The 13,537-nt window shown below is 65.8% G+C and carries 14 protein-coding genes; 4 read left to right on the top strand and 10 right to left on the bottom strand.

The features are described from left to right. Positions 1 to 88: 88 nt before the first annotated feature. The 5 genes from ABRP18_RS00645 to ABRP18_RS00625 form a co-directional block, all read right to left on the bottom strand. A complete protein-coding gene (locus tag ABRP18_RS00645; RefSeq protein WP_374168959.1) occupies positions 89 to 364 on the bottom strand; it encodes a hypothetical protein in 276 nt (91 codons plus the stop codon). A 39-nt stretch (positions 365 to 403) separates the two neighbouring features. Next, positions 404 to 670, bottom strand: coding sequence for an Imm8 family immunity protein (locus tag ABRP18_RS00640; protein WP_349885246.1), 267 nt, complete (start codon positions 668 to 670; stop codon positions 404 to 406). Between the two features lie 58 nt (positions 671 to 728). Beyond that, positions 729 to 1,400, bottom strand: a complete 672-nt coding sequence (locus tag ABRP18_RS00635; RefSeq protein WP_349885245.1) for a hypothetical protein — start codon at positions 1,398 to 1,400, stop codon at positions 729 to 731. A gap of 320 nt (positions 1,401 to 1,720) precedes the next feature. Next, on the bottom strand, positions 1,721 to 2,683 hold the full coding sequence (locus ABRP18_RS00630; RefSeq protein ID WP_349885374.1) for an RHS repeat-associated core domain-containing protein: 963 nt from the start codon (positions 2,681 to 2,683) through the stop codon (positions 1,721 to 1,723). A gap of 938 nt (positions 2,684 to 3,621) precedes the next feature. Then, entirely contained in the window at positions 3,622 to 3,834 is a 213-nt protein-coding gene (locus ABRP18_RS00625) for an RHS repeat-associated core domain-containing protein (RefSeq protein WP_349885373.1), read from the bottom strand. Between the two features lie 91 nt (positions 3,835 to 3,925). Here ABRP18_RS00625 and ABRP18_RS00620 point away from each other — a divergent pair, with 91 nt between their 5' ends. Then, a complete protein-coding gene (locus tag ABRP18_RS00620; RefSeq protein ID WP_349885244.1) occupies positions 3,926 to 4,084 on the top strand; it encodes a hypothetical protein in 159 nt (52 codons plus the stop codon). 440 nt (positions 4,085 to 4,524) lie between these two features. Here ABRP18_RS00620 and ABRP18_RS00615 read toward each other — a convergent pair whose 3' ends face one another. Continuing rightward, complete coding sequence (locus tag ABRP18_RS00615; protein WP_052748720.1) at positions 4,525 to 5,310, bottom strand: hypothetical protein; 786 nt, start codon at positions 5,308 to 5,310, stop codon at positions 4,525 to 4,527. Between the two features lie 10 nt (positions 5,311 to 5,320). Continuing rightward, a complete protein-coding gene (locus tag ABRP18_RS00610; RefSeq protein WP_374168958.1) occupies positions 5,321 to 6,931 on the bottom strand; it encodes a hypothetical protein in 1,611 nt (536 codons plus the stop codon). Positions 6,932 to 7,067: 136 nt separating this feature from the next. Here ABRP18_RS00610 and ABRP18_RS00605 point away from each other — a divergent pair, with 136 nt between their 5' ends. Then, positions 7,068 to 7,421 (top strand): hypothetical protein, encoded by a 354-nt coding sequence (locus ABRP18_RS00605; RefSeq protein WP_349885242.1) that lies wholly within the window; start codon positions 7,068 to 7,070, stop codon positions 7,419 to 7,421. Positions 7,422 to 7,606: 185 nt separating this feature from the next. Here the strand turns inward: ABRP18_RS00605 and ABRP18_RS00600 are convergent, their stop codons facing one another. Next, a complete protein-coding gene (locus ABRP18_RS00600; RefSeq protein ID WP_058630866.1) occupies positions 7,607 to 8,197 on the bottom strand; it encodes a biotin transporter BioY in 591 nt (196 codons plus the stop codon). A gap of 102 nt (positions 8,198 to 8,299) precedes the next feature. Here ABRP18_RS00600 and ABRP18_RS00595 point away from each other — a divergent pair, with 102 nt between their 5' ends. Then, complete coding sequence (locus tag ABRP18_RS00595) at positions 8,300 to 9,781, top strand: class I adenylate-forming enzyme family protein (RefSeq protein WP_349885241.1); 1,482 nt, start codon at positions 8,300 to 8,302, stop codon at positions 9,779 to 9,781. Beyond that, positions 9,778 to 11,022 (top strand): beta-ketoacyl-[acyl-carrier-protein] synthase family protein, encoded by a 1,245-nt coding sequence (locus ABRP18_RS00590; RefSeq protein ID WP_349885240.1) that lies wholly within the window; start codon positions 9,778 to 9,780, stop codon positions 11,020 to 11,022. The genes ABRP18_RS00595 and ABRP18_RS00590 overlap by 4 nt, the downstream gene beginning before the upstream one ends. 43 nt (positions 11,023 to 11,065) lie before the next feature. On the opposite strand, the gene ABRP18_RS00585 is transcribed toward ABRP18_RS00590, so the two are convergent. Both ABRP18_RS00585 and ABRP18_RS00580 read right to left on the bottom strand, forming a co-directional pair. Continuing rightward, positions 11,066 to 12,127, bottom strand: a complete 1,062-nt coding sequence (locus ABRP18_RS00585) for an alcohol dehydrogenase catalytic domain-containing protein (RefSeq protein ID WP_308431936.1) — start codon at positions 12,125 to 12,127, stop codon at positions 11,066 to 11,068. Further along, positions 12,124 to 13,524: an MFS transporter gene (locus tag ABRP18_RS00580; protein WP_374168957.1), complete on the bottom strand. Its 1,401-nt coding sequence runs from the start codon at positions 13,522 to 13,524 to the stop codon at positions 12,124 to 12,126. Before ABRP18_RS00580 ends, ABRP18_RS00585 begins: the two co-directional genes overlap by 4 nt. Positions 13,525 to 13,537: the final 13 nt, after the last annotated feature.

Below are 13,537 nucleotides of genomic sequence, written 5' to 3'. Positions count from 1 at the left end.
ACGTGGCCCAGTCTCGCTCATGAGCAACGCCGAGTCACGGGTGAGTTGTTCCCTGGGGCGTGGCGCGAGGGGGTGTGGCGACGCGGATCTAGGTGAAGTGTTGAACCACTCCTATCGTCGCGCCGGTCAGCATGAGCAGCCCGATGAGCACGGTCCATGCCCCGACGACTCCCATCATGAATGGCTTCTGGCGCCCCGCGGATGCCTGAGCGATTCGCTCACCGAACATCGATCTCTGGGTCTTGAAGACGGCTTCGTTGAGCGGTCGGCGGTAGCAGATGATGAGTATCCCGAGGACCACGGCGAGTAGGCCGAAAATAAGGTTGGGCAGGATCGTTCCTGCTTGAATATCAGGCAAGGTCATTGCCCTGCGACCTGGTGCGGAATAAACCACCATCGTCAATCACGGTAGCCATCGAACTCCCACGGCCAATCTGCACCGGGCAGCGCAAGAGTTGCTGCCGCGTCGTCCCAACTGCATTCCATCACGATCACTCTTGCGCGCGAGCCAGCGCTTAGCGCAGACGAGGACATCGAACGCCCCCTCACCGACACCGCCGTCTGGCCCGATGAGCAATCGAATCCACTGTCCGTCATCGAACCGGTCTGCGGGAAGGCATGTTTCGATATCCAGATCGGCGCTGTAGACACACTTGATGATCGCTTTCATTCACAGATCTCCAGGTGTCCATTTGGCTGCACCGGCCCGATACTTCACAGCAGGCTACTCAGGTCCATGCAAGCCCGGCGCCTATGACGATGATAAGGACCGCGACTCCATAAGTAGCGACGTACTCGACGATTACTCGCCGACGCTCCACGGGCAAATTTCGCGGACGCTTTGCAACGGGTGCCTCACCTGATGACGCAGGCAGAGGGCTGTTCTCGTCGCCGTTGTCGACCGGTTCGCCGGTCGTTCCCACGCGGACCCGATTGTAGATCAGCCGGCCAACGGCTGTCAGAGCCACAGCGAGACCAAGCCCGATGAACACCGAGCCCGGCGCGCTCCAATCATCGGCGGGAAGACAGGTCTGCGCCCAACCGATCACCGAATTCTTGAAGTTGAACAGCGTCACGACACCCGTGAGCGCCGGGAGCCACAGGGGGGCTGCGTTCGCGAGACCGCGTCGGAAACCACCATCATCACGATAGACAGCCCGCATCAGCAATATCACCCAGGAGCTGAGCACTATTAGCCCAGCCCCGGCCCCAAGAGCAAAGAGATAGGACAACCCCGAAGGGACGCAGCTTGAATACATTGTTATCTTCGTAACCATGCGCTGTTCTGCCGCCATATCGAAAGCACCCTCGAGCAACGATGCTGGCGCGGTCACCGTGCCCCACACATCCGTATAGTTCACGACTCTACCAAGCAGGTCGGAGACCGTCGTGATGGTCAAGCCGTTCGACGACCCTGCGATCGCTACCCCGCCCAGCGATAGCGCAGCCAGCACCAGTAAGGGCCTTCTGGTTCAACTAGCAGTTGGAGGCGTCCGACTATTTTCTCCCTTTTGCTCGTTTCTCCGCCGGCGGCGAATCCTGAAGATGATGGCGGCGATCATGAGAACCCCCGTCGCTGCGACCACGATCAGGTCAGACGCTAGATCCCCGGGAAGCAACACAAGCAGCAACACTGATGCAATGAGGTACCAGACGAAAAGTCCAGTCTGAAAGCCTTCCCTCATGAAAGCAATCAGCCACGACGAACAGGAGGACCTACCTACCAATTCGACACCATTCTTCTGCCCCGCTTAATGACATCTCTGCCCCATAGTGCGGTGTTGAGAACTCCATACCCGGCCGCCGGGACTCCCCACACTACCTTGATCCTACGGTCCAACCTCGACCACCCTCGAGCGCTCGGAACTTTGTTGCTCAGTGCGTACCGTTTCAACGTAGTCGCAGGCATCGAGTGGAGGCCTGCCGCAGTGCGCCGAACGGATTTCACAACAGTGGTCAGTGCCTTTCCGATTCCGAGAGTAGCTGCGCTACCAATATCCAGCCAACCGCTGCTATCTCCCTGACTGACTTTGTAGATTCCGTTTGCCAACGAGATTCCCGCGGACACGATCCCGCAGACCGCGCAGCCAAACATTGCGGCAACACCCAGAACTCCCGCAGCATCGTCCGCGAACTCTGAAACATTGCACCAGAGCAGAAAGCACTTGCCGCTGAGATCGTGCGAACCGACCGGATCGAGAGGCCAAACGTAGTCGTTTGTTCCACCGCCCTCGATGGGGTCGACCTGCAGGAACCGCCCGAGGGCGGGGACATACAACCGCACCCCCATCTCCACCACCAGCGCCGAACCTGCTGACTCCGCCGGCTTCAACGCCCCCTGATGCCACAGGGTGTTCCCCGCCACCTGCCCGGTGTCATCCGACGCCACCGTCCCGATCGCGAACGTCACCGGATCCACCGGCTGACCGAACGGATCCCACAACAACAACCCGCTTGTCGTCGTCCCGGTGCGGGTCACCAAACCGTGCCCACCCAACCCGGGGAACGACCACGTCACCTCCCCCGCCTGGTTCGTCCACGACACCCCACCCGGCAGGCCCACACTCCTCGTCAAACCTGCACCGGACCTCTGCCCCCACGCCGCATCACCATCCGCTGCGTACAGGTAGCTCGTCGTCACCGCCGGCTCCGCACCTGCCGGATCGATCGTCCGCGATGCCATGCGCCCGGTCGCGTCCCGCACGATCCGCACCGTCGTGCCGTCGTCGAACGAAGCAATCGTGTGACACGGCTGTGCGCCAGCCCTGGCAGCACCACCCTTAAGAGACGACCTATCTCGGAAGTCCCAGGTGCACGCGCGTCTCACGAACTACGTTTAAAACCGTGTTGTACCGGCCAAGCGTTCCTGGCAGATACCTCATGCGCCACTTTCCGCCCTGCTGGGTTTCCACAGTGATCATTCTGATCTTCCCCACTAATGGAAGAAAGCCGGTCCCAAAACCCACTAGCAGACTAATGCACTCGCGGAAGTCAATATGAAGAACTTCGGCGCGGCTTAGACGAAATGAGCTATACCACCCTTTCACAGTGATTGCCTCGGGTGTGAATACGATACCCATAAACCACGGGCGAACAGCGAGGAAACTCGCGATGAGCGCCGCAGGAACTAGCGGCTGCCAGTAACTAAACGCGAATTTCAAGAATAGACCTGCGCTCACCACGAGCAGCGCCCAGATAGATCCCGCCACGCGTACGCCTCGCGCAGACCCAACAATAGTGTGCTTAGCACCCATAAGTCCTCTACCCTGCACTCACCGTGATTCCCCTAGAAGACCACTTTAGACGCGTACCCGGAAGGAATGGACGCACGGATGTTGTCGCTGCAAGCACGCTGGCAGAGCGTACTGCGTTGGTCTGCCACTTGAGCGTCGAGTTGACTCCCCTCGTGGTCGTACGAATCGCCGCGCGGTATCCGACTTTATTTGCGAGATGAGCAGTTCGAGTATGTACGACCGCTTTCACCGTGGACTCCAAGCCATCCATCAGGAGTCTTCCACCGACGAGGGAGGCGGCGGCACCAGCCGCTGACACTGCAGCGTTAGCGAGATCTCCTTGTGCCGCGTATGCAGCGACCTCGACCAGCCCGCACGCGGCACCAATCTATCCAGGAACGAATCCGCGTCCTGCGAGTACCGCCTGCGCCACCGGGTTGTCGGTGAGGAATTTTCCCGCGGCCTCCCACCAAGTCTCACCGCTGAGGTCGTGTCCGTTGATGGGGTCGGTGGGCCACACGTAGTCGTTCGCCCCACCGTCTTCGATGGGGTCGAATTGGAGGAAGCGTCCGAGGGCGGGGACATACAACCGCACGCCCATCTCCACCACCAGTGCCGAACCCGCCGACTCCGCGGGCTTCAACGCCCCCTGATGCCAGCGCCTCCCGCACCCGCCTCGCGAGGCGCAGCACATGGTTTCGACGACCGATGGTCGATGGCAACGGAACTCGCTTGCCATCGACACGCTCGAGCTCGATCATCCGAACCGAACCCACGAACGGGAGCCAGCCCACACCCGCTCCACCGGCTCCGTAGTAGAGCTGCATGTCGACGGCCTCGATCTCTCCTGATCTGAAGAGGCGTCTGCGAAACCAGGTGCACACGACAACCGCGCCTGGCTCCACCCACACCCCGAGGAAGAGCGATCGTACGAACGCGGCCGCCGCAAAAAAGCACACGCATGCACCGATCCACCACGACGAAGTGCCCCAACTCACGGCGACCGTCAATACACTCGCAGCGGTACCCCAGAGCAAACTACCTACTCGAGCACCTGCCGCCGAGCCCGCTACCTTTTCCAACTTCACCCATTGCTTGTCTGTGGCGACTTTTAACGGACCTGTTGGGAGGGCCGCCCTTCGCATCCCGATCAACGTCAGGTGAACTCGGCTTGAGCGCGCACGCCCCCAGACGAGCCCGCACCGGCAACTGGCAGAAGGACCATCGCGCCATGCGTGATGCATTACTCGACGATTGCTCGCCGACGCTCCACTGGCATGCTGAGTGGCGTCTAATCGCGTGCGGTCTCCAGGGGGGAAGAATCCCCCATCAGCTTCGCGAGCTCGTGAAGCTCCCGCGCCCGAGCAGGTTCACCGTTCTCGAGCATCATCACCGCAAGATTGTGAGCGCTGTGGCCATCACCGCTGGCTATACCCGCCCTGTAGGCGGCCTCAGCTGCCTCGAAGTTCCCCGGCTCCTCGGCGAGGAGATTGCCAAGCAGAAGCGCTGCTCCGTACACGTCCGCGCGAACCAACCGCTCCAAGAGCTCGCGCGCTTCTGCCACCTTTTGCTGAGCAAGGAGAAGCTTCGCCAGCGGTACCCCAAACTCTTCGGACTCCGCAAGGCCACGCTTGAGCAGATGCTCAGCCTCACTGAACCCAACTGAGTCCCCCGCGCTTAATAGACTCTCGCCCAGGAGCCCTGCCAGGCGTGCGGCATCTCCGGCGTTCGCAGAGATCGCCTTTCGTAACCAGAGCGTGGCTTCTTCGTGGTCACCGATCCAATTGAGACCTTCGCCGAGCGCTGCGAGCGCTGCACTCGAGCCGCCGCTCGCGGCTTCGCGGAACATCGAGATCGCGAGAAGTTCGTCTACGTCCCAAACAGCGGCCGCCAGTTCGAACAGAGTGTTCGGGGTAGTCCCCGCGCTGAAATCGACTTCCTCAAGATCGACTGAGGGAATCAATGCTCGCATGACCGTCTGATCGAAGTCGCCTTTATCGCTTCTGACGGCTCGCAGGAAATCCAAGTACTGTCCCGCGGCGAAAGCATCTTCTGCCGCACGTCGATCCGGCTCCATCGTCGCCTCCTTAAGCGATTTCAATTCTCCGACCGCCAAAGACGATCATGTTGTTTCTCTTGTTCTGATTCGGCTTGAAGTTGGGTTTCGGCTTGCCTCCGTGACTTTGAGCGTTCTCATGCTTGTTGGTCGCCTTGCCCTGCTTGCGCGAGCCATGACCGACTCGGTCGTTGTTGCGCGTGTTGTCGCGCTTACGGTGTGCCATCTGCATGATCCCACCGATCGCCAGGGGGACCGCCATCGTCAGCACGACGTTGACTGTGGCCATCTGCCGTGAAAAGTACCCGAACTGCTCCTGCACCCAGGGGTTCGTGGCGACAATGATGCCAGCAACGACCAGCGCTGCGCCTATCAGGAACGCGGGGCTCGTTACGACAGCGGCAAGCCCAAGCAAAATAGGGATTGCTTCACCGCTGAGATCGTTCATGGAGATGGGATCAACGGGCCAGACGTAGTCATTATGACTTCCGCCCTCGATCGGGTCGACCTGCAGGAACCGCCCGAGAGCGGGGACATACAACCGCACCCCCATCTCCACCACCAGCGCCGAACCCGCCGACTCCGCGGGCTTCAACGCCCCCTGATGCCAGAGGGTGTTCCCCGCGACCTGCCCGGTGCCATCCGACGCGACCGTCCCGATCGCGAACGTGACCGGGTCCACCGGCTGACCGAACGGATCCCACAACAACAACCCGCTTGTCGTCGTGCCGGTGCGCGTCACCAAGCCGTGCCCACCCAACCCGGGGAACGACCACGTCACCTCCCCCGCCTGGTTCGTCCACGACACCCCACCCGGCAGGCCCACACTCCGCGTCAAACCCGCACCAGACCTCTGCCCCCACGCCGCATCACCACCCGCCGCATACAGGTAGCTCGTCGTCACCGCCGGCTCCGCACCCGCCGGATCGATCGTCCGCGATGCCATGCGCCCGGTCGCGTCCCGCACGATCCGCACCGTCGTCCCATCGTCATACGTCGTCCCGATGTGCCGGTTCGCGGCATCGTACGAGAACTGCATGTCACCCAGACGAACCGTGTTCCCCCGCCCGTCGTACACGATCTCCGACGCCGACAGACCATCCGCGACAGTCGTCGCACCCGGGACCGCCCCCGTGACTGTCGAGGACAGTAGCCTGTCCGCCCAGTCGAAACAGGACGTCGTCGTGGTGGTCACGGCCGCCTGACCCGGCGCCGTCCACACATCCGTCGAACCCGTCCGGTTGCCGGACATGCCCGCCGCCGCATTCGGACCACACCCACCCGACGACCCGAACCCATAGGTGAGCTTGTGCCCAGGAATGGTCGCCGACACCAGCCGCCCCGCGGTGTCATACCCGTACGTCGACGAATACGACGTCGAACCCGTCGACGATTGCTGCTTCACCACACGGCCCGACTGCGAACGCACAACGGCGTCCGACACGACCTGACCGCCGACCAGCCACTCCTGGCCGATCACCCGCTCCGCCGCATCACGGCTGACGCTGTTCAACGCCGAACCATCCGGATACGCGATCTGCTTCAACCGCTGCAAAGCGTCATACGTCACCGACGCGAGCTGCTGCCCATCGACCGTGACCGTCTTCACCTTGCCGTCGGCGTCATACGTGTACGCCGTCACCGATGCCGCACCATTGGCTGGGGTCGTCGAGATCTGCGTCACACGCCCGGAAGCGGGATCGTATGTGGGCGTGGTCACCGTGCCCCACACGTCCGTGTAGCTCACGACCCGACCGAGCAGGTCTGAGACGGTCGTGATGGTCGAGCCGTTCGGCGACCCTGCGACCGCTACCCCGCTCGTGACGGTGGTGTATCCACCGTTCGTCACCCGTCTCGACTCCGTTGTCGTGCTCGAGATCGTCGCCACGCCCGAAGGGCCGGCGACCGTCGTGGAGATCACCTTGCCCCGGCCGTCGTACCCGGTGCACGACCACGCTGTGTCGCCGCTGGTCTTCGTCCCCACCGTGCGACCCCACGCGTCATACGCGTACTCCGTGGTGATCGGCGTGCCCGTGGCCGGAGTCGGTCCCGTCGTGGACTTCAGGAGACCGAACTGTTTGGTCCCCGCCGGAAGGCCGCACACCGCCGGGGCGCTGTTGATATCGCCGTAGTAGGTGCTGGTGCTCTTGGCCGTCGCCGGTGCGCCTGCTGCCCCACCGGCGGGGAGCGTGCGGGTCAGACGCCTGAGCCACCCGGCCGCACCGGGCTGCTCGAACGTCGTCGACGTCGTCAGCGCGAGGCCGTCGGGGTCGGAGCCTTCACCCCTCCGCGAGCGGCCGGTACGCGGCGGTGACGCCTACGCCACCGCTCTCGCAGGCTCCCGCACCCGCACACCGTCGGCGAAGGCCCGCGGGTAGGCGCGCCGGAGCGCGACGACGACGAGCGTGGCCGCGGTCACCTTGATCAGATCGCCGGGCAGGAACGCGAGGCTCGACAGCGCCGTGGGTCCGAGGGGCACGCCGGTCACGAGAGCCTGCACGGGGATGCCGAACGCGTAGACGACGAACACACCGCCGACCAGTGCCGCGATCGCGGAGCGCCACCAGGTGAAGCGCCCCGTGCGCATGAGCAGGCCGATCACGACGACGCCGGCGATCCAACCGATGAGGTACCCGGCGCTCGGGCCGACGAACACTCCGAGTCCTCCACGACCGCCCGCCAACACGGGCAGCCCGACGGCGGCGAGCACGAGCACGAGGAGGATGGCGAGAGGCGCGAGGCGCGGACCCAGCACGAGCCCTGCGAGCATGACACCGAGGGTCTGCGCGGTGATGGGCACCCCGGCGGGCAGAGGCACGATCACCGCGCCGAGCACGATGATCAGTGCGGCGAACACCGCGATGCGTCCGAGCGATGCGCTGGCGTCTGTGGCGCGCGACGTTGTCATGGATCCTCCTGAACACCGTTCACCTGAACGGTGTTCATTACAATAGGGACGCCATCCTCTCCACGCAAACCCGCCCCAGGAGCCATCACGTCCTTCTCCCCGATGCTGCGCCGTGTCGCAGTCGAAGACCCCGCTCGGCCGGCCATCGTCGACCACGACGCCGGCGTGACCTATGGCGAGCTCCTCACCGAGTCGCGGCGGATTTCGGCGACTCTCGAGCGCATGCTCCCAGCCCACTCGGCGCGGGCGGATTCACCCGGTCTTTCGACGCCGCCGCCCGTCGTCGCCATCTGTCTGAGCCGGGCTTTCGACACCGCACGCACCGTCGTCGCGATGGAGGCGGGGGATCGCATCCTCAGCGTCGTGGATGCGCACTGGCCGGTGTCACTGCAGACGCAGCTGATCACATCCACCGGCGCGGTGGCGGTGATCACTGATGTCGCTGCGCTGCGAACCGCGCTGGATGCGAGCGGCTGGCCGGGTCTGATCCTCGGGCTCGCTGACCTCGAGAACTCCGGATCACTCGCCTATGCCGACCCCGATGATCCTGCCGACGATGCCCCATTCCTGCTGCTCACCTCATCCGGTACGACAGGACGACCGAAGCCCTTCCTCAAGACCCGCGCGCAGTACACCGCGAACATCGATGTCTCGCGCACATATCTGGGTGCGAGCAACCGCGTCGCGACCTTCGCACCGGGCCCGATGTCGTACAGCCTGACTCTCTACACACTGTTCGAGGTTCTCGCCTCCGGCGGCGAGCTGCACGTCGCCGACCGTCTCGACGACCTGTGGCTCACCCCCCGCGCGCGGGACGAACGCATCACGCGAGTGGTCACTGTTCCGGCGGCGGCTGCCGCCCTCGCCGACGCCGCGAGGCGCAACCCGGGAAGGTACGACGGCATCGAGCTGATCGTCACGGGAGGTGCCGCGCTCTCGGCGTCGGCTCGAGCCAGAGTGTCCGACGCGCTCCCCCGCACCCGGACGCTCAGTTACTTCGGCACCGGCGAACTCGGCTTCATCGGCGACGACCGCGCCGGCGACGGACGCATCCGGCTCTACCCGCAGGTGGAAGCCCGGGTGCGCGACGACGACGGCGACGATGTGGCACCCGGCGAGCTCGGCACGCTCTGGGTGCGCTCCCCCTCGTGCTCGACCGGCTACCTGCCGGGAACGACTTCCGCGTCGTTGACGGATGCCGACGGCTGGGCGAGCGTGCACGATCAGGGGCGGCTGCGTGGCCGGGACTTCTCGTTCGCCGGCAGAAGCGGAGATATCGTCACCACCGGCGGGCACACCGTCGCCCTCGACGAAGTGGAACGTGCATTCGACGGGATGCCGGGCCTCGGCGACATCTGCGTGATCGCCGAGAGTGACGATCACCTCGGCACGCGGATCACCCTGGTCGTCGAAGGCGATGCGCCACCGGCAGCGACATTGCGCACGTGGGCGAGGGACCGACTCCCTCCGGCATCCGTGCCACGCCGCTGGCACCGCCTACCGGAGTTCCCACGAACCTCCGGCGGCAAGATTCGTCGCACCGCGGTCGCCGATCTCGTGGCGTTCGGGCGGAGGCCATCGTGAGCGTCGAGAGGTCTGTCGTCGTCACCGGGATCGGCGCCATCACCCCGAGTGGTCTCACCGCGCCGAGCATGTGGGCGTCAGTCCGCGCCGGACGAAGCGGCATCACGCGGCTTCCGCCTGAGCTCGAAGGTTCCGGGCCGGTGCAGGTCTGCGGAGTCGTCGGCGGGTTCACCGCCCCCGCCGACCTGCCGACACCACTCGTCCGCCACCTCACTCCGATGCAGCAGTGGGCGATCACCGCCGCTGATGAGGCGATGGATGATGCGGGCACAGGTGACCTGCCGTGGAACGCGGATGCCGCGCAGGTGATCATCGCCACGGGATCAGGGCCGGTCGACGCGGTGACGGAGGCAGCCGGCACGTTGCGAGAGGCCGGTCGGCGCCGGGTGCCGCCGAGCCTCGCCGTCTATGGAACCGCGGATGCCGTCGCCGGGATCCTCAGCCGTCGATACGGATTCCTCGGACAGACCCACGCCATCACAGCGGCATGCGCGAGCGGCGCCATCGCGATCGGCGAAGGCCTGCGTCGCATCCGTCACGGATACGCCGATGCGGTGCTGGTCGTCGGGATGGACGACTGCCTCGGTCCGCTGCATCTCGCGGCGCATGCGAACCTGCGCTCGGTCGTCACCGGATTCGGCGATGACCCCTCATCGGCCTCCCGCCCCTTCGACCGTGCGCGGAGCGGTTTCGTCATGGCCCAGGGCGCCGCCGCGGTTCTGCTCGAGGCTGCCGACCTCGCCAGCGAACGCGGCGCACGCCCTCTCGCGACGGTCGCCGGGTTCGGTGCGACCAGCGACGCCCACCGCGCCACGGCACCGGATCCGGCCGCCGCGGGAGCGACCAGGGCGATCAACGCCTGTCTCGCCGATGCCCGCGCGACCGCATCCGCAGTCGATCATGTCAACACCCACGGCACGGGCACGGTGCTCGGCGACGCGGCCGAGCTCATCGCACTCGAGCAGGCGCTGGGAGCGAGGGCACCGTCGGTTCCGCTCACGGCGACGAAGTCCACCACCGGGCATCTGCTCGGCGCAGCAGGCGTCGTCGAGACAGCGATCGCTGCGATGACCCTGCGCGACCAGGTGCTGCCTCCGACGATCAACCTGACCGACCCCGACGCGGAGGGCTGGGACTTCGTGCGCGACCAGGAGCGACGGCATCCGGTCCGCACAGTGCTGTCGACATCGTTCGGCTTCGGGGGTCACAACGCGGCGCTGCTGCTCAGGCTTCCGAGGTGAACTGCGCCCGTGCGGCTCCGTTCGCCTCTCCCCCGCGGCGAGGTCACCGCGGAGACGGCACCAGCACGACCTTCCCTCGCTGCCGGCGCCGTTCGATGGCTTCGTGGGCGGCGGCGGCATCCTCGAGGCGATACTCGTCCACAGGCGGAGCCGTGCGGCCTTCCGCCAGCGCGGCGAGCGCTCTGGACTCGAGAGCACGCAGGTCGGCGATGGACCGCCCGAGCGGGACGGCGACCGTGAGGGAGCGCTGCAGGATGTCGTCGGTGTCGAGCCGGAGCGCCTCTCCACTCGACCATCCGATGATCACGACGCGGGCACCGCTGGCGAGAGTCTCGAGTGCCGTCCGGCCCGTCGCACCTCCGACCCCATCGATCAGAACCGACGGCTGCGCGCCGTCGAGACGTTCGGCCATCTGCTCCGGCCACGTCTCGACCGTCACGTCGAGCGGCAGCAGCCGGCCGTCGGCGAACCTCTCACCGTGCGCGAGCCGCTCCACCACAGGGCGCTTCACCTCGCCGCCGTAGAGGGCGACGACAGTCGCCCCGACCGAAAGCGCCAGCTGGACGAGCTGACTTCCCAGGCCGCCCGATGCACCGGGGATGAGGACGACGTCGTCTGGGCGGATGTTCGCGGATTCCCAGACGAGCTGGGCCGTTCGACCGGTACCGATGGTCGCGACCGCTTGGGAGAAGGATGCTCCGGCGTCGACAGAGTGCAGAGACTGCGCGGACGCGAGCGCGAACTCGGCGTATCCGCCGCTGCGGAAGCCGAGGTGGGCGACCACGCGCGTTCCGAGGAGGGCCGCGTCGACCCCGGGCCCTACGGCGTCGACGAACCCGGCGACCTCGCGCCCCGGCGTCATCGGAAGTGTCGGCTTCGGCATCGACGCCGGTGCGGTGCCTCGACGGATGTCGGTGTCGACGGCATGCACACCCGCCGCGGCGACCCGGATCCGCACCTCGCCCTCGGCGGGAATGGGCACGGCCACCTCCTCGGCTCTCAGCACCCCGGCCTCTCCGAAGTCGCGCTGCACGACCGCGAGCATGGTGCCCCGCTCCGTCGCCTCCGCGCTGCCCGCCTCCGCGCTGCCCGCTTCCCCGCTCACGCTTCTCCCCCTGGCGGTGTCCCGAGCCGTTCAACGGCCGCGCTCACCCGTGGAGCGAGCACCGCCGCCGCGATCGCGATCACCGCAGCCAGGGCGAACACTCCCAGGAACGGGTCCGCGGTGGCCAACGCCGTGAACAGCGTCCCCGTGATGGCGAGCGCCATGGCACTGCCGAACGAATCGGCGACCGTCATCGCGCCGCTGTTGAAGCCTTGATTCTCCGGTGTCGACATCGCGAGCGTCAGCGCGCTGGTACGTGGGCTCATGAGCCCCATCCCCAGACCCGCCACGATCCAGGCGACGGCGAGCAGTGCGGCGTCCGCCCTGATGGCTGTGATCGCGACGGTCAGCACGATGCCGACGAAGACCAGGATCGTGCCGATGCGCACCGCCGTCACGCTCGAGAGGCGAACGCCCATCCGCCCCTGGACCGTCGCCGCGACCGACCACGAGAGCGCACCTCCGGTCAGGGCGAGCCCCGCGAGGGTCGGTGACAGGTCATAGCGATCGGTGAGCAGGTACGGCAGGTAGATCTGCGCGCCGAAGAACGCGGCAGCTGCGAGCCCGCGGACGAGGATGACCGAGGGCAGCCCCCGCTGCGCGCGGAAGGTTCCGCGGGGAACCAGCGGGCGAACCGCGATCAGGGCGACGATCACAGCGACGACCGCCAGCACCGGGCCGACACCGGGGATGTCGCCGACCAGGTTCAGCGTCAGCACCGCGGCCGCCGCCAGAATCGACCAACCGAGGCGGCCGTATGCCCACGGTGTCGTCGCATCGCCGTCGCTCGAGAGACCGCGAAGGGCTGGAATCACCATCAGCAGCGCCACGAGCACCAGGATCACCACACCGAGGAAGACCCAGTGCCAGCTCCAGAGCTCGGTCACGGCTCCCGCGACCGTTGGTCCGATCAGCGAGGGGATGACCCACGCAGCCGCGAATCCGGCGAAGATCGCGGGGTGCAGCTCCTGCGGGTAGACCCGGGCGACGACGACGTACAGTGCCACCATCAGGCCGCCGCTGCCGAGACCCTGCGCGAACCGGCCGGCGACGAGGACCTCCATGCTCGGGGCGAGACCGGCGATGAGCAGCCCCACGATGAACATCGCGACCGCGGTGTACAGCGGGGCGACCGGCCCCCGACGATCGGCCCAGTTTCCCGCGATCACCATGCCGATGACCCCGGTGGCGAGAGGACCGGCGAACGCCAGCGCGTATAGCCGTTCGCCGCCGAGGTCGGCACTCACGGTCGGCATCACCGTCGTGACCGCCAGGGACTCGAACGCCCCCAGGAACACGAGCGCGCACGCGCCGATCGTGATCCACACGTATTGGCTGCTCATGATGCGAGCTGCGGCTGCATCCGGCGTCGCCGCCTGCTCGGTCTCCGAAGTCATGATGACGACAGTA

Source organism: Microbacterium sp. WHRI 7836 (assembly GCF_040223885.2).
GTDB lineage: Bacteria > Actinomycetota > Actinomycetes > Actinomycetales > Microbacteriaceae > Microbacterium > Microbacterium oxydans.
The sequence above is the reverse complement of the archived record's forward strand: the minus strand, read 5'-3'. Positions and strand labels throughout refer to the sequence as shown.